The 15,551-nt window shown below is 70.4% G+C and carries 12 protein-coding genes; 9 read left to right on the top strand and 3 right to left on the bottom strand.

The window, feature by feature from the left end; translation table 11 throughout:
* The first annotated feature begins 1 nt into the window (after window position 1).
* Window positions 2-1,105 (top strand): substrate-binding domain-containing protein, encoded by a 1,104-nt coding sequence (locus RBJ77_RS51675; protein ID WP_372351317.1) that lies wholly within the window; start codon window positions 2-4, stop codon window positions 1,103-1,105.
* Window positions 1,106-1,211: 106 nt separating this feature from the next.
* Here RBJ77_RS51675 and RBJ77_RS51670 read toward each other — a convergent pair whose 3' ends face one another.
* Window positions 1,212-2,558 (bottom strand): right-handed parallel beta-helix repeat-containing protein, encoded by a 1,347-nt coding sequence (locus RBJ77_RS51670; protein WP_372351316.1) that lies wholly within the window; start codon window positions 2,556-2,558, stop codon window positions 1,212-1,214.
* 44 nt (window positions 2,559-2,602) lie between these two features.
* Window positions 2,603-3,664 carry a rhamnogalacturonan acetylesterase gene (locus RBJ77_RS51665; RefSeq protein WP_372351315.1) on the bottom strand — a complete coding sequence of 354 codons (1,062 nt, stop codon included), beginning with the start codon at window positions 3,662-3,664 and terminating at the stop codon, window positions 2,603-2,605.
* Between the two features lie 443 nt (window positions 3,665-4,107).
* On the opposite strand from RBJ77_RS51665, the gene RBJ77_RS51660 reads away from it, so the two are divergent.
* The 3 genes from RBJ77_RS51660 to RBJ77_RS51650 all read left to right on the top strand — a co-directional run bounded on the left by RBJ77_RS51660 (window position 4,108) and on the right by RBJ77_RS51650 (window position 7,555).
* Window positions 4,108-6,096: a hypothetical protein gene (locus tag RBJ77_RS51660; protein ID WP_372351314.1), complete on the top strand. Its 1,989-nt coding sequence runs from the start codon at window positions 4,108-4,110 to the stop codon at window positions 6,094-6,096.
* Window positions 6,097-6,188: 92 nt separating this feature from the next.
* Complete coding sequence (locus tag RBJ77_RS51655) at window positions 6,189-6,488, top strand: hypothetical protein (RefSeq protein ID WP_372351313.1); 300 nt, start codon at window positions 6,189-6,191, stop codon at window positions 6,486-6,488.
* The gene (locus RBJ77_RS51650) at window positions 6,485-7,555 is read left to right on the top strand and encodes a hypothetical protein (protein WP_372351312.1); all 1,071 of its coding nucleotides are present in this window, start codon (window positions 6,485-6,487) and stop codon (window positions 7,553-7,555) included. The genes RBJ77_RS51655 and RBJ77_RS51650 overlap by 4 nt, the downstream gene beginning before the upstream one ends.
* Before the next feature lie 60 nt (window positions 7,556-7,615).
* Here the strand turns inward: RBJ77_RS51650 and RBJ77_RS51645 are convergent, their stop codons facing one another.
* On the bottom strand, window positions 7,616-9,676 hold the full coding sequence (locus RBJ77_RS51645; protein WP_372351311.1) for an alpha-galactosidase: 2,061 nt from the start codon (window positions 9,674-9,676) through the stop codon (window positions 7,616-7,618).
* A 74-nt stretch (window positions 9,677-9,750) separates the two neighbouring features.
* On the opposite strand from RBJ77_RS51645, the gene RBJ77_RS51640 reads away from it, so the two are divergent.
* The 5 genes from RBJ77_RS51640 (at window position 9,751) to RBJ77_RS51620 (ending at window position 15,509) form a co-directional block, all read left to right on the top strand.
* Window positions 9,751-10,905, top strand: coding sequence for an ROK family protein (locus RBJ77_RS51640; protein WP_372351310.1), 1,155 nt, complete (start codon window positions 9,751-9,753; stop codon window positions 10,903-10,905).
* Window positions 10,906-11,047: 142 nt separating this feature from the next.
* A complete protein-coding gene (locus RBJ77_RS51635) occupies window positions 11,048-12,316 on the top strand; it encodes an ABC transporter substrate-binding protein (RefSeq protein ID WP_372351309.1) in 1,269 nt (422 codons plus the stop codon).
* Between the two features lie 6 nt (window positions 12,317-12,322).
* Window positions 12,323-13,294 carry a carbohydrate ABC transporter permease gene (locus RBJ77_RS51630; protein WP_372351308.1) on the top strand — a complete coding sequence of 324 codons (972 nt, stop codon included), beginning with the start codon at window positions 12,323-12,325 and terminating at the stop codon, window positions 13,292-13,294.
* A gap of 4 nt (window positions 13,295-13,298) precedes the next feature.
* Window positions 13,299-14,138 carry a carbohydrate ABC transporter permease gene (locus tag RBJ77_RS51625; protein WP_372351307.1) on the top strand — a complete coding sequence of 280 codons (840 nt, stop codon included), beginning with the start codon at window positions 13,299-13,301 and terminating at the stop codon, window positions 14,136-14,138.
* Between the two features lie 39 nt (window positions 14,139-14,177).
* Window positions 14,178-15,509 (top strand): glycoside hydrolase family 27 protein, encoded by a 1,332-nt coding sequence (locus tag RBJ77_RS51620; protein WP_372351306.1) that lies wholly within the window; start codon window positions 14,178-14,180, stop codon window positions 15,507-15,509.
* Window positions 15,510-15,551 lie beyond the last annotated feature (42 nt).

The following is a 15,551-nucleotide window of genomic DNA, read 5'->3' as shown; positions in this document are numbered from 1 at the left end:
CATGACTGACATGCTCGTCGCCCAGCGACGTGAGCAACTGCTCAACGAGCTGCAGGCGTCCGGCGGCCTCAAGGTCATCGACCTCGCAGCACGCCTGGGCGTCTCCCGCGCGACCGTCCGGCGCGACCTTCTCGACCTGGAGAACGAAGGGAAACTGAGCCGCGTACGGGGTGGCGCGATGCTGGCCACCACGCACGACGGCGCGGCTCCGGCGCGGGCCGCCGTGCCGGCGCCCCGCTCGGCCGTCGTGCCGGACGGGCCGACGGTGGGCCTGATCGTGCCGTCGGCGACGTACTACTACCCGCGGGTCGTCGCCGGCGTCCAGGCCGTGGCGGCCGAGCGGGGAGCCCGGGTGGTGATTACCCTCTCCGACTACAGCGGCGACAGCGACGCACAGCGCATCGCGGAACTCGCCGCATCGGGAGTCTCCGGGCTCCTGGTGGCCCTGCCCGGCGGCCACGATCTGCCGGAGAAGGACCTGCGGGACCTCGAAGACCTGGGGCTTCCCTTCGTACTGCTCGAGCGGCAGCCCCACGACCCCTTCGCGGCCTGCGAGTTCGTGGCGTCCGACCACCGCCAGGGCGCCTTCGCCGCAGTACGGCACCTCGCCGGACTCGGTCACCAGAAGGTGGCGCTGTTCACCAACGGGAGCCCCACCGCCGCGCTGCTGCGCGAAGGGCACAGGGCGGCCCTGGACAACCTCGGCCTGGACGCGGACGTGCCGGTCGTGGACAGCGGGCGACCGACGCTGGGATCGGCCGAGGCGACGCAGTGCTACGACCAGTTCCTCAGCGCCTGCCGCGACGGCGGTGTCCGGGCCGCGCTCGTCCACTCCGACCACGACGCGATCGAACTGCTCCGCCGGATGCGGCTGCAGGGGCTCCAGGCCCCGAAGGACCTGGCGCTCATCGCGTACGACGACGAGATCGCGTCCCTCGCCGACGTCCCGCTCACCGCGGTGGCCCCGCCCAAGCACACGCTCGGCGAGTACGCGGCACGCCTGCTCCTCGACCGCCTGGCGGCGCCGGATCCGGCTGCCGTACCCATCCGTCAGATGCTCCTGCAGCCCCGCCTGACGATCAGGTCGTCCTGCGGAACCGTCTGAACCGCCCCCTGCCCCGCGACCCGCTGACCTCCTGAGGCCCGCTCGGCACCCCGAGCGGGCCTCAGTCGTGCGCTGAGCGAATCGAGTTGCTTCGACGTGGGGTGGTTCAGGAGACCTCGAACGCGCCGAGGTCGGGAGCCCGGCCCTTGTACGGCAGTCCCACGGGCGTGCCCTGGTCGATCAGGTCGCTCGTCGCCGTGGGCCGCAGGTACGGCAGGTCGGGCAGACCGCCGTCAGGACGGCGCGGGGCGTCCCACCCGGTGGTCGCCACGCTCTGGAACTGGTCGTCGGACAGCGGTGTGCCGAGGTCCCACGTGTTGTGGTCCGCGTCCGTGCCGGTCATGTTCGACGTCGGCGTGCCGCCGTAGGCGACGTTGTTGCGGAGGTTGCCCAGACCGGTGGCCTCGCCGGTGGGGGAGACGCCGAGCATGTTGAAGTCGGGGTGGTTGGCGAAACCGGTGTTGTTGAAGAAGTCGTTCGCGACGGTGTGGTGGTTCGCGTAGAAGCCGGCCGCCCGGTTGCCGAAGGCGACGGACCGGCGCACCGTGTGCTTCACCCCGCCCGTGACGTACGTGCCGCCGTACCCACCGGCCTTGAAGCCGTTGCCGTCACCGGACCGGGTGGTGGTGCCCGGGACGTAGCCGCTGGACCACGCCCATGACGAATCGATGGTCACCGACGACCGTGCGCTGATGAGGTCGAAACCGTCGTCCGAGTTGTTCCAGGCCCGGCAGGCCCGGAACACGTTGCCGGGGTTGTTCGCGGGGATGTGCGCGCCGAACCCGTCGGCATTGGTCCCGGCACCGCTGGAGCTGTTCGGGTCGTAGTTGTCGTGCGAGTCGGTGTCCAGGACGAGGTTGCCGCCACCGCCCTGGACGAACAGGCCAGGACCCATGATGTGGTGGATGTCGAGCTGCTCGTAGGTGTTGTTGCTGCCGGAGTTCCACACGCCCCAGGACTCGTGGTTGAGGGTGTTGTTCTGCGGGACACCGGTGATCTCCAGACCCTTCAGGTGGATCCAGCTTCCGGTGACGTCGACGCCCTTGATCCGGCAGTCGTCCGTCATGCCGGTGAAGTCGAGGACAGGGACCTCGCCGGGGTAGGCCCAGTAGCGGATCGGGCTGCCCGCGGTGCCGCTCTTGTCCAGCGTGACGGCGTCGACCCGGGCGGTCTGCCCGGCGCAGCTGGTGGTGGCGTGGGTGTAGTCGTACGTGCCGCCGCGGAGGTAGACGGTGTCGCCCGGCTCGGCGACGGTCTGGGCATGGGCGATCGATGCCCAGGGGGAGTCCTTGGTACCGGCCGCGCTGTCGCTGCCACCGGGTGCGACGTAGTACACGCCGTCGGCCGCCGGGCGCGGCGTGTGAGGTGCTGGTGCGCCGTACGCGGCGGTCGGGCCGGTGATGACGGCGATGACGCTCGCGATGACGGCCGAGCTCAGCAGAGCTCGTGCCACGGGTCGGGACGGTCTCATCGGCACACTCCGATTCGTCGGACGGGTCACCGGACGACGGCTGCGGGGATGAGCTTCTGGGCCTTGAGGTCCTCCAGCACGAGACCGGCGAACGTGGTGGCTCCGTACACCGAGGTGTGCGTGTTGTCCCCGTTGATGTTGGTCAGGTAGAGGTCGGCGGACCCGGCGGGGCCCAGGCTCTCGACGAGCTGCTGGGTCCTGGCCGTCAGGTCGACGAGGGGTACGTCCAGTTCCGCGGCCAGGGAGCGCATCTCGACGGGGAGGTCGGCGGCCATGACGTGCAGGGCGACGGAGTTGAGGGTGCCGTCGCCGTTGAACCGGCGGCGCACGATGGGAGTGACGAAGACCGGTTCGCCGCCCTTGGCCCTGACCCGCTGCGCCATGGTGGTGAGGTTCCTGCGGTAGTCGGTGGCCGTGGTGGTCTTGTCGTTGTGGGCGAGCTGGATGAGTACCAGGTCGCCCTTGCGGATCTGGGCTTCGAGGGCGTCGAACAGCGCCGGGTCGTCCACGAAGGTCTGCGACGACTCGCCCGAGTCCGCGAAGTTGGCGACCGAGATGCCGCGCCGGAGGAACTGGGTGATCTCCTGACCCCATCCCGTGTAGGGCTCGGCGGCCTGGTCGCACACGGTCGAATCGCCGGCCAGGAGGATCTTGGGCACCCGCCTGGCCGGGGTGACCTTCACCCCGGCGACCTGCGGGGCGGCTCCTTCGAACCGCAGATCCAGGCCGGGACTCCCCGTGGGCCCGGTCGGCTCGCCCTCGGGGTCGCGGACGTTCACGGTGAAGCTGCGCGGCGTCACGCGGCCGGCGGCGGTCGAGGTCTCCGGGAGCATCGCACGGCGCGTCTCGGCGGAGACGCTGGTGCTGCCCGCGGCCCGTCCGCCGAGCAGGGTATTGACGGTGTAGTTGCCGGGAGGCACGTCGAAGTGGCAGACGATGCTGGTGGTTCCCGAGCACTCGGGCGGCAGCCCGGGGGTGTGGCGCTGCGTGGCATGGGCGGGGCCCGCCAGCAGCGTCGCCAGTCCCACCACGGTGGTGACCAGGGCAGTTGTGTGCGTGGCTCTGCGGATCGATGGGGTGGAAGGCATGACTGATTCCCTTCAGCGTCGAGGAGGTCACGCGGGAGAGGGGGCGCGGGCCGTCCGACGGCAGGCGTCGCCCCCAGCGCCTGCACCTTGATGCAGATTTGAGCACGCGTCAATATCTCGGTGCAGATTGCTGCGATCGTCCGGTGACTCCGCTCGCACGTGCTCGAACTCGCCGCTGTGACCGTGCAGTTGGGTAGCGGGTGGGTGGAGCGCGAGGCGCTTCGTGATCCTCCTGTCGAGGCTGTTGACACTGTGCCTGTTGCTTCATAGCGTTCAGCTCGAATCACGGAATTGAGTCGTTTCAACTCTCGGAGATGACTGTATCGGCGTCTTCCGGTCGCGCTCCACCGCATCTCAGCCCCATCAGTTCGAGGAAGCGAGTCGACGTGGAATCCACTCCTGACCGTCCGGAACACCTGCTGGCCTTCGGAGGCGGGCATGCCGTGCTGGACCCTGAGACAGGAGCACCGGACCGCTTCGTCGACGAGGCATGGCCCCGGCGTGCCTTCCTGCTCGACACCGCCTTGGCGCACTGGCACGACCGCACCCACCAATGGGGATCCGGGCACGTCGTGTCCGACCGGGGGAGTGCCAGGTGGCACACGCCGGACGCCCTGCGGATCGAAGCCGGCGCGGTCGAGGCCGAGTACGACCTGGTGCCCGGCCTGCGGCTCCACGTGCGACGCACAGTGGCAGGTGACAGGCTCGTCGAGCGGTACGCGTTCCGCAACACCGGAACGACACCGCTCACCATCACCGGGCTCGGGGTCCAGACACCGTTCGCCGATCTCTACGAAGGCGCCCAGCGGGCACTCGACCGCGCCGTACACGCCCATGTGTTCACGGGAGGAAGCTGGGCCTGGGCCCTGGCCCAGCCGATGTCGGGGCAAGGGCGCAGCCTCGGACTGATCGTGCGCGAGGGCGCGCTGCACGCGTACGCCGTGGAGACCCGGAACAAGGACACGCTGTCCAACGTCCGCGGCCACCTGGTGCTCCTCGCCACCGATCGCGCACGCAACCCCAAAGCGTTCGGCGGTCAGCCACCCGTCGTCGTCGCCCCCGGTCAGGAGTGGGTCCTCCAGTGGGAACTCGGCTGGTACGACTCGACGGACGCCTTCCTCGCCGCCACACGCGCTCCCGCCCGACTGCCGGTGTACGCCGCCGAGACCGGACACGACCTCGTCGTGGAAGGCGGCCAGGAAGTGAACTGCCCCGACCGAGCCGTGCGCGTAGTGCGTGAGAGCCCGACGCGGCACCGGCTGACCGCCGAAGTGCACGGCACCTACCCCGTGCACATCGGCGGCGGAGCACGGAGCGAAGTGCTGTTCCACCTGCCAGTGGACGAGATGGTCCGTCGCCGGGCCCGCGTCATCATGAAGGACCACGTCGCCCGGGAACGCCCAGGGCTGCTCGGCCACGCCTTCGTCCCGGTCGACACCCGCACCGGCCTGACCCAGCCGGCGAACGGCTGGGCGGACTGGAGCGACGGATCCGAGCGCGTCGCCATGCCGCTGCTGCTCCAACTGGGCACTCACATCGGGTGGTTGGACAGGACCACGACCGGGCCGCTCCTCGACGGCTGGGCACGTTTCGCACGAGCGCACCTGCTGGACGAGACCGCGGCCCCCCGGCGCGGCTCACAACTCGGGCACCTGGGCCCGCGGCTCTACGACTCCCCGTGGCTCGCCCAGTTCTTCCACGACCGGTACGGACTGGCCGGGGACGACGCCGACCTGGACCTGTCCGCCCGCATCCTGGAACGCAACTTCGAACTCGGCGGCCGTGAGCACCTGTCGATCGGGCTCTCGCAGACGGCCTCCGCCGTGGCCGACGCTCTCGGGCCGCCGGGGCAGGACCGCCGCGCCGACGCCCTGCGGAGCAACATCCTCGACAGCGCCCGGTACTTCGTGAAGGCCGGCCCGCGCCTGCCGCCGCACGAAGTGGCCTACGAACAGTCCATGGTCGCCCCGCTGCTCGACCTGCTGACCGACGCCCACCGGCTCACCGGCGACCCGGTGTTCCTCACCGCCGTCAAGGAGCGACTGCCATGGCTGCTGGCCTTCTCCGGCCCACAGCCGCACGTGCGCCTGCACGGCATCCCGATCAGACACTGGGACGGCTACTGGTTCGGAGCCGACCGGCTGTGGGGAGACGTCTTCCCGCACCACTGGAGCACCCTGACCGCCTGCACACTGCTACGCCTGCCCGAAGAGTTGCGCACCGATCACACGGACGGCATCGCCGCGCACATCCTGCGGGCAGGGATGGCCAACTATCGCGAGGACGGCTCGGCCACCTGCGCCTTCGTCATGCCGTCCGCCGTCGACGGACGGGCCGCGCACACGGCGGACCCGCTCGCCAACGACCAGGACTGGCACCTCGTCCTGTGGCTGCGCAACTGGGAGGCCGCCGCCCGGCTGACCGGGGACTGACCGAGAACCGGCATTCAATGTCTTCCCCAGCATCTCGTCACGGAGAACGGGCTGTTGACCTTCAGCGAAGGGGGCCTCGCTAGGTTGGGCGCATGACAAGCCTCGCTCATCCGCACCTGTCCGGCCTGGGGCGGAACCCGGCGGCCCCGCACGACGTCCTGGTGCGCCTGGCCGCACATGCGGCCGGCCGGGACGGGATCTCGCTGCGTCCCGGGCGGCTGGCGGACGCCGTGGTCGAAGCTCTGCTGACGCACGGCGACGACAGCACCGCCGTGGGCCTCCACGGAGACCGGATCTCCGCGGCGATGCGCGCGCGGATCGCCGGGCATCCCGATCCGGCGATCCGCGACGGGTACGCGGACTTCGTCCGCGGCAGGTGGAGCGGGAAGTGACGATCGGGATCGACGCCCTGGAGGAAGCCTACGGCCGGCCCCGGACGGAGCTCGTCGGTGCGCCGAGTCCGAGCCTGCGCGCGGCGGTCGCCCGGGCCTGGTCCGACCGGCCCCTCGCCGTGCAGGTGGCACTGCTCGCCGACCCGGATCCGCAGGTCCGTGCCGCCGCCACCGAGCACCGGCAGCCAGGTGTCCCGCCGGAGTGGAGGGAACGTTGCCTGGCCGACCCCGCCCCTGCCGTCCGCAACAACGTGGCGCGCTACGTCCCGCTCACGTCGGAGCAGTTCGCGCGGCTCCTGGGGAGCGAGGACGAGGAGACGTATCAGGCTGTCGCGGAGAACCCCCATCTCTCGGCGGAGATGGCCGAGCGGCTCATGGCGATCGACGACCCGCTCGTGCGGGTCGCGGTGGCGCAGGGTCGCCATGTGGACGCCGCGACCCGGGACCGACTGTATGCGCTCGTGGAAGCCGAGCGCGCGGAGGGAAACATTGCGGCCGAGGTGGCTCTGAGCTGGAACTTCGCCGAACCTGGCTGGCTGCGCGCAGCGCCTCTCGACGAGCGGATGACCTACCTGGACAGTCGGCACACGGCGTTCCGGCGCGTACTGGCCTCCTGCCGCGACCTCCCCGAAGAAGCATGGCGTCGGCTGGACGACGATCCGGACCTCGCGGTCCGCCGCGCTGCCGCCCGCCGGCCGGACACCCCACCGGACGTCCTGGAAGCGCTGGTGCGAGGACACGGCGACGTGTCACACATCCGGCCGCCGCTCGTCGAGCACCCCAACTTCCCCCGGCACGTGCTGCGCACGTTCCTCGACGAACCAGATCCCCACGTACGCTACGTCGCCCTTCAGGACGCGGACCTGCCCGTGCCGGGCCTCCGGCGACTCGCCACCGCTGCCGAGCCCTTCGTGCGCCGCGGGGTCGCCCGTCACCCCAACACGACGGACGACCTGCTGGAGCAACTGCTGTCCGACCCGGACCCGCAGGTCGCCGACGATGCCGCTGCCAACGCCGCACTACCGCCGACCCGGATGTACCGCATCCTCACCGCTGCCGGCCTGTGACCCGGGGCGGGCCGGTAGGTCGGCGCGCCCGCCCCGGGTGCGTCGGCTACCGGCTACCGGCTATCGGCGCCGCAGACGCATCAGCACGCTCGGATGATCCCCCTTCTCGGGGGCGAGCCGCAGCCCGTGCCCGAGCAGCACCGCCCCTTCGTGCACCGCGCCGGTGTCCTGGTCCTCGTACCGTGCTGCGGGATCGAGGCCGGTCAGTCGGAGGGTACGGGCCGGGCCCCAGGCGATGATCACGGCGCGGTCGTCCAGGACGTACTGGACGGCATCGGGCAGGCGGTGCTGCTGTCCGAACTGCACGACGGGGCGGACGTCCTTGTACAGGGCGATCTGCTCGCGGGCTTCGGCGAGTTCGTCCGCGCTCCAGCGCGTGAGGTCGCCGCCGATGCCGAGGGCGCCGGCCATGGCGATGTGGAAGCGGAAGCGGAGGGGGGTGGTGCGGGCGGTGTGGGGGTTGGGGCTGTCCGTCACCCAGGCGGACATGGTGCGGGCGGGGTGGATCTGGCTGTAGCCGTGCTGGATGGCGATCCGGTCGACGGCGTCGGTGTTGTCGGAGATCCAGGTCTGGTCGGTGTGGGCGAGCATGCCGAGGTCGGCGCGGCCGCCGCCGCCCGAGCAGCCTTCGATCCGCAGGTGCGGGTGGTCCCGGCGCAGCCGGTCGATGACCGCGTACACGCCGCGGGTGTGCGCCTCCCAGAGCCGTTCGCCGTCCGGCGCGCCCGGCCAGCCGGCCTCGGTGAACGCGCGGTTCATGTCCCACTTGAGGAAGTCGATCGCGTGGTCGCCGACCAGCCGGTCGAGCCACTCGTGGGCCCAGTCGGTGACGTCGGGGCGGGCGAAGTTGAGGACGAGCTGGTTGCGGAGTTCGGTGCGGCGGCGGTGCGGCTGGTGCAGCACCCAGTCGGGGTGGGCGCGGTACAGGTCGCTGTCCGGGTTGGTCATCTCGGGTTCCACCCACAGGCCGAACCGCATGCCGAGTGTGCGGACCTCGTCGATGAGGGGGGTGAGGCCGTCGGGGAAGCGCTCCGGGTTGGGGTGCCAGTCGCCGAGTCCCGCGGCGTCGCTGGTGCGCTGTCCGAACCAGCCGTCGTCGACGACGAAGAGTTCCACGCCGAGGTCCGCGGCCCGCGCGGCCAGTTCGGTCTGGCCGTGCAGGGTGACGTCCCAGCCGGCGGCCTCCCAGCCGTTGTAGACGATGGGCCGCACTTCGTCGGGCCGTGGCAGGACGTGGGTCGCGGTGTACGCGTGCCAGGCCCGGCTCGTGGCGCCGAAGCCGCCCGTGCTGAACAGTCCCGCGAACACGGGGGACCGCCACGTCTCGCCCGGTGACAGGTGCCAGGTGGTGCCGTCGTGCCCGGATCCGCCTGTGACGGTGAGCGGGCCCCCGGTGTGGTCCCGGTGCGCGGTGATCCGCCAGCTCCCGGACCAGGCGAGGACGGTGCTCCACACCTCGCCGTGCACCTCGTCGGCGTCGCCCGCGTCGACCATCAGCCACGGCGCGGCCTGGTGGCTGCTGATGCCGCGGCGGCTGGTGAAGGTCGTCTCGGCGTACGGGGCGGGGGTGCGCCGCAGCTGTGTCTCGCCCGACCAGTCGCCGACCGCGTGACTGAGGCGCTCGGCGGACCGCGCGGGTACGGACCAGCAGGCGGCGTCGCCGCGCAGCACTTCCACGGGATCGTCGCCGGGCTTTCCGCCGTGGTGCAGGGAGAGCGAGCGCTCGATGACGTCGCTGTCGTCGTGGACGACGTAGTGGAGGGTGATCTCCAGGGGATGGTGACGGTCGCGCAGACGTATGTCCAGACGGCCGCCGTCGATGTGGTGGCCCTCGTGGACCCACTCCACGCCGCGTGCGCCGTTCGCGTACCGGACGAGGAGCGAGGGCGGGCCGAAGCGCGGTCCCGCCTCAACGGCCAGTTCCTCGCCGCCCGTTGAGGCGAAGCTGCTCGTGACCCCGTCGTACGGCGTGAGGGTGGCGGCCTGATCAAGTGTCAAAGGGCCGCCCCAGTGCAGGTGTTGGGGGGTATCGCCGTCCTCGGCGATGCGCAGTGCGTAGGACGTGGACGGCGTGGTGAGCAGGAACGTGCGGCTGGACGCTGCGTAGGACACCTGAGACATGGGCCGGAGCGTAGGCCCCGGATTCCTTGAAATCAAATATTGACGAAGGAAATTATTACCCCTACGTTGCCTCCATGTTGCTGAGCCGAGCGCAGGTGCTCTCGTCCCCGGCCGCCCACTCGGTGTTCACCACCGTGCTGACCCGCGGACCCGTCGCCCGCCCCGAGATCGCCCGAATCACCGGACTCTCCTCCGCCGCCGTCACCAAGGCGGTCCGGCCGCTCCTCGACGCCGGGTACCTGGAGGAACTGCCCGAGCAGGAGCGGGCGGTGGAGGGGGCGGGACGGCCCGCACACCCCGTCGCCGTCCGCGCGGACCGGGAGTTCTTCGTCGGCGTCAAGGTCACCGCGGACGAACTGATCGGCGTCGTCACGGACTTGCGGGCGCAGGTCAGGGCGGCCCGGCGGATGCCCGTGTCCGGCAACGAGGTCGATGCGGTGGTCGCCGACATCGCCGCGCTGGTCGCCGAGTTGCTGCCCGAGTTCCAGGGGCGGACGCAGTCCCTCGGGGTGTCGGTCTCGGGTGACGTGGACCGGGCCGGGGGAGTGGTGCGCTACTCGCCGTTCCTCGGCTGGCGCGAGGTGCCGCTCGCCGAACTCCTCGGCGAGGCGACCGGGCTGACCACCACGGTGGAGAACGACGTCAAGGCGCTCACCGTCGCCGAGCAGTGGTTCGGTGAAGGCGTGGGCGCCGACTCCTTCGCCCTGGTCACGGTCGGCGCCGGCATCGGCTGCGGACTCGTGGTCGGCGGGCACGTGGTGGCGGGCGGCTTCGGCGTCGCCGGCGAGATCGGGCACATCCCGGTCGCCGCGGGCTCGGGCCCCGACTGTCACTGCGGCGGCCGCGGCTGCGTCGAGGCCATCGCCTCCGAACAGGCCATCGTGGCCCGGGCCCGCGCGGCCGCGGGCGACGACGCCCTGGACCTCACCGGTGCCATGGACCGCGCCCACGCCGGAGACACGGCCGTGCGCGCCGTGTTCGCCGAGGCGGGGCAGGCCATCGGTCTGGGCCTGGCCGCCGTCGTCAATGTGGTCGGCCCCGAGCGCGTCGTGGTCTCCGGCGAGGGCCTGGCCGCGTACGACCTCTTCGAGGAGCAGATCCGCGCCGCCTTCGCCACGCAGGTCTTCGGCGCGGCCGCCCGCTGCCCGCTCATCGTGCGCCCACTGCCTTGGGAGGAATGGGCGCGCGGCGCGGCCGCCGTCGGCATCCAGTCGCTCTTCACCGCCTGACCCGCACGCACCTGACCCGCACGCACCTGACCCGCACGCACCTGACCCGCACGCACCTGACCCGCACGCACCAGACCCGACCGACGTCGCACACGCTCAGCGCCCAGACACCACACCCGTCCGTCCCCGGAAAGGCACTGCCATGTCCGCCAGCTCCGCGCTGTCCCGCCGAGGCTTCCTCGGCACGTCCCTCCTGTTCGTCGCGGGCGCGGCCGTCGCCTGCTCCAGCAACCCGCAGGGCACCGCCGCCGCCAAGGGCGCCAAGGTCACGCTCACGCAGTGGTACCACCAGTACGGCGAGGAGGGCACGCAGGCCGCGGTCAAGCGGTACGCGGAGCAGTACACGAAGGCCAACCCGGACGTCGCGATCAACGTGGTGTGGGGCGCCGACACCTCCCAGTACGAGACCAAGCTGAACGCGGCGCTGCTCGGCGCCGACGCCCCCGACATCTTCGAACTCGGCGACTTCCGGGCGGAGATGGCCCGGGCCGGCCAGCTCGAACCGCTCGACGACGTCTACGGCGCGGCCAAGGGCGGCTTCAATAAGGCGGACCTCGACTACCTCACCGTCGACGGCAAGCTCTACGGCATCAAAACCATCGACGACGTGATGGTCCTCTACTACCGCAAGTCCCTGCTCAAGAAGGCCGGCGTCACCCCGCCCACCACCTTCGCCGAACTCGTCGACGCGGCGAAGAAGTTGACCACCGACGGGGTCAAGGGCCTGTTCATCGGCAACGACGGCATCGGCGACAGCCCCTACCTGCTGGCCTGGTCACAGGGCGTCGACCTCATCGACGGCAAGAAGGTCGTCTACGCGGACGCCGCCCGCTCCATCGGCGGCCTGCACCAACTGCACTCCGACAAGTCGGTACTGCTCGGCTTCACCACCGACTGGTACGACCCCGGCGCCTTCAACCAGGGCGCGGCCGCCATGCAGTGGGGCGGCATGTGGTCGCTGCCCGCCATCGAGAAGGAGCTCGGCGACGACTTCGGCGTCGTGCCCTGGCCGGCGTACGACTCCGCAGGCAAGCCCGTCGCCCGGCTCGGCGGCTGGACACAGGCGGTCAATGCCAAGAGCAAGCACGTGGCGGAGGCCAAGAAGTACCTCCAGTGGCTGTGGATCAAGCAGACCGACATCCAGATCGACTGGGCGGTCAAGTACGGCTTCCACGTTCCGCCGCAGGCGGAAGTCGCCGCGAAGACGCCGGAGTTGAAGAAGGGGGCCGCCAAGGACGCCGTGGCCATCGCGAACAAGAACGGCATCTCCTTCCCTGCCGAGTGGACCCAGGCGATGCAGGCATCCTTCATCGCCGCGGCAGCCGAGATAGCCAAGGGCGCCGCGCCGGAGAAGGCCCTGAGCAAGGCCCAGGCCACCGCGCAGAGCGCACTCGACAAGCAGATGGGCTGACCCGGCATGACCGTCACCACGCCCCTACGGGGAAGTGCGGCGCGCCCCGCGTCCGCCGCGGCCCCGCGCCGTCGGCGGCTGACCGAACGGCGGTCCAAGGCCCTCGCGTTCATCGTCCTGACCGCGCCGATGCTGCTCGGCCTCGGCCTGTTCCGCTACGTCGCCATCGGCTGGAGCTTCCTGCTCAGCTTCAGCGAGGCCCGCCGCACCATCGCCCTCGGCAACTGGGTGGGGCTCGACAACTACCAGGAACTCCTCGCCGACGAGCGCTTCCGCGACTCGCTCACGATGATCGTGCTGTTCACCGCGCTCATCGTCCCCCTCACCTTCGTCGCGTCCCTCGCCCTGGCCGTCCTGGTCAACCGGGTCAGGCGCGGCCGGTCCTTCTTCCGCACCGCGTTCCTGCTGCCCGCCGCGGTCAGCTACGTCGCCGCCGCGATGATCTGGAAGATGGCCCTGTTCAGCGGGGTCCCCTCGGGCCTCGCCAACACCCTCGGCGCCCTCTTCGGCGCCGACCCCACCCCGTGGATCCAGACCCAGAGCCCGCCCCTGTACTGGATCGTCCTGGTCACCCTGCGCCTCTGGCTCCAGGTCGGCCTCTACATGATCCTGTTCATCGCCGGACTCCAGTCCATCCCCCAGCACCTCTACGAGGCGGCCTCGTTGGACGGCGCCGGAGCGTGGCGGACCTTCCGCAGCATCACCTTCCCCATGCTGCGCAACACCTCCATCGCCATCCTGCTCCTGATGTTCATCGCGGCGCTGCAGGCCTTCGACGAGTTCTACGCGATCTTCTCCACCGGCGCCTCGCTCGGCAGCGAGCCCGTGCGCACCCCGCTCACGCACCTGTACGGCGTCGCCCTCCAGGACCAGGACTACGGCGTCGGTTCGGCCGGCGCGTTCCTGCTGACACTGCTGATCGTGCTGGTCACGTTCCTGCAGGGGCGCATCCTCGGGTTCGCCCGCGACAAGGACTGAAGTCATGAACCGATATCGAGGCGGCGCCCTCGGCTCCGCCCTCACGTACCTCGTGCTGTGCCTGCTGGCCGCGGTCTTCCTGATCCCGTTCTACGTCCTGCTGCGCAACGCCTTCATGAGCACGCCCGAGGTCACCGCCACCGACTGGCACTGGCTGCCGTCCGCGCTCCACTGGGACAACTTCAGCTCGCTCTTCGACAACCCGGAGCGTCCCTTCGGCCGCTCGATCGTCAACTCCCTCGTCATCGCCGTCATCACGGCACCGCTGTCCACCCTGTTCGCGTCGATGGCCGGCTACGCCCTGGCCCGGATCGCCGTGCCGGGCCGCTCCGCCGTCCTCGCCGTCATCGTGGGCACGCTGATGATCCCGCAGGCCGTCACGTTCCTGCCGACGTTCGTCGTGGTCGGCTCCCTGGGCGGCGTCAACACCATGTGGGGGCTGATCGCGCCCGGCGTGTTCAACGCCTTCGCCGTCGTCCTCTTCCGCAGCTTCTACCTGTCCTTCCCCGCCGAGATCGAGGAAGCGGGCCGCCTGGACGGCCTCAGCTACCTCGGTGTGTACGGGCGGATCATCCTGCCCAACTCGACCACGATGATCGCCTCGCTCGGCGCGCTCTCCTTCATCGAGGCGTGGAACTCCTTCCTGTGGCCGCTGATGATCGGCCAGGACCCCAGCAGCTGGACCGTGCAGATCGCCCTGTCCAGTTTCCTCACGTCCCAGACCGTCAACCTGCCCGAGCTGTTCGCCGGGACGGTCGTGGCGATCCTGCCGCTCGTGGTGATGTTCCTGGTGGCGCAGCGCCACATCGTCCAGGGCATCGCGATGTCCGGTCTCAAGTCGTAGCTCACCCGTAGTAACTCCCCACCGCCTGGAGGCACTTCCGTGAGATCCCGCACCCGTACCCTGGCGTTCGCCGCCGCCTGCACCCTGCCCCTGTCCCTGGCGCTGTCCGCCGGCTCGGCCGAGGCCAAGACCCCGTACGTGAAGCCGTTCATGGGCTGGAGCAGCTGGAGCGTGGAGTCGTCCTCCCGCGAGGGCTACGGCACCCGCTGGCTGAACGAGGGCAACATCAGGAACGCCGCCGACGCGCTCAGCGGCAAGCTGTCCTCGGCCGGCTACAAATACCTCAACATCGACGCCGGCTGGAACTTCACCTACGACTGGACCTACCACTCGGACGCCAACGGCATCCCGGACGCCGACAAGGACCGCTTCCCCAACGGCATGGGCGCGATCGCCGACTACGCGCACGGCAAGGGCCTCAAGCTCGGCCTGTACGGGGCGGCCGGCCTGGAGAAGGAGGTCTACGACAAGAACGCGCCGATCCTGGGCACCGACTGCCACGCCCAGGACATCGCGGTCAAGCCGCTGACCCCGACCAACAAGTGGGGCGGCAGCTGGAAGATCGACTACTCCAACCCGTGCGCCCAGGACTACATCGACTCCATCGTCGCCCGGCTCGCCGCCTGGGGCGTCGACTTCATCAAGATCGACGGCGTGACGAAGGACAACGTTGCCGACATCAAGGCCTGGTCGACCGCCATCGACCACAGCGGCCGCAAGATGTGGCTGACCGCGAGCGCCTGGCCCGTCGACCTGGAGGCCGGTGACGGCCTGCGGCCCTACGCGAACGGGGTGCGCGTCGACACCGACGTCGAGTGCTACTGCGAGACCACCAGCAGCTGGACCAGCTCCGTCGACGACCGGTGGACCGACCTGCCCAAGTGGCTCGACAAGGTGCGCGCCCCCGACTACCTCGCCGACCTCGACTCCATGCCGATCAACAACAACACCGGCAGTGGCCTCCAGGACGGCATCAACGACACCGAGCGGCAGTCCGTGATGACCTTCTGGTCGATGGCGTCCGCCCCGCTGTACGTGGGCGGCGACATCTACTTCCTCGACGACAAGGCCCGGGCCATCCTCACCAACCCCGAGGTCATCGCCGTCGATCAGGCCGCCGTGCTGCCCAAGCAGCTGCGTGACGGCGACACGCAGGTGTGGACGAAGAAGGTCGGCGGCGACACCTACCTCGCCGTCTACAACATGGGCTCGTCGCCCGCCTCCATCAGCGTGGACTTCAAGGACCTCGGCGTGCACGGTCCCCAGCGGCTGCGGGACGTCGTCGCGCGCGAGAACCTCGGCTCGTTCAAGCGCGGCTGGACCGCGTCGGACGTGCCGGCGCACGGCTCCCGCCTGATCAAGCTGTCGTAGCCGACGGTCCCAGCTCACCTCCGGTCCGGCGCGGCCGTCGCC

Source organism: Streptomyces sp. KL116D (genome assembly GCF_030766975.1).
Lineage (GTDB): Bacteria > Actinomycetota > Actinomycetes > Streptomycetales > Streptomycetaceae > Streptomyces > Streptomyces longispororuber_A.
This window is presented reverse-complemented; position numbering and strand designations above follow the sequence as displayed.

Bases quoted from the DNA above. Each gene is read 5' to 3' on its own strand.
- RBJ77_RS51675 (WP_372351317.1), top strand. From the start codon at position 2: ATGACTGACATGCTCGTCGCCCAGCGACGTGAGCAACTGCTCAACGAG.
- RBJ77_RS51665 (WP_372351315.1), bottom strand. From the start codon at position 3,664: ATGCCTTCCACCCCATCGATCCGCAGAGCCACGCACACAACTGCCCTG.
- RBJ77_RS51655 (WP_372351313.1), top strand. From the start codon at position 6,189: ATGACAAGCCTCGCTCATCCGCACCTGTCCGGCCTGGGGCGGAACCCG.
- RBJ77_RS51645 (WP_372351311.1), bottom strand. From the start codon at position 9,676: ATGTCTCAGGTGTCCTACGCAGCGTCCAGCCGCACGTTCCTGCTCACC.
- RBJ77_RS51640 (WP_372351310.1), top strand. From the start codon at position 9,751: ATGTTGCTGAGCCGAGCGCAGGTGCTCTCGTCCCCGGCCGCCCACTCG.
- RBJ77_RS51635 (WP_372351309.1), top strand. From the start codon at position 11,048: ATGTCCGCCAGCTCCGCGCTGTCCCGCCGAGGCTTCCTCGGCACGTCC.
- RBJ77_RS51630 (WP_372351308.1), top strand. From the start codon at position 12,323: ATGACCGTCACCACGCCCCTACGGGGAAGTGCGGCGCGCCCCGCGTCC.
- RBJ77_RS51625 (WP_372351307.1), top strand. From the start codon at position 13,299: ATGAACCGATATCGAGGCGGCGCCCTCGGCTCCGCCCTCACGTACCTC.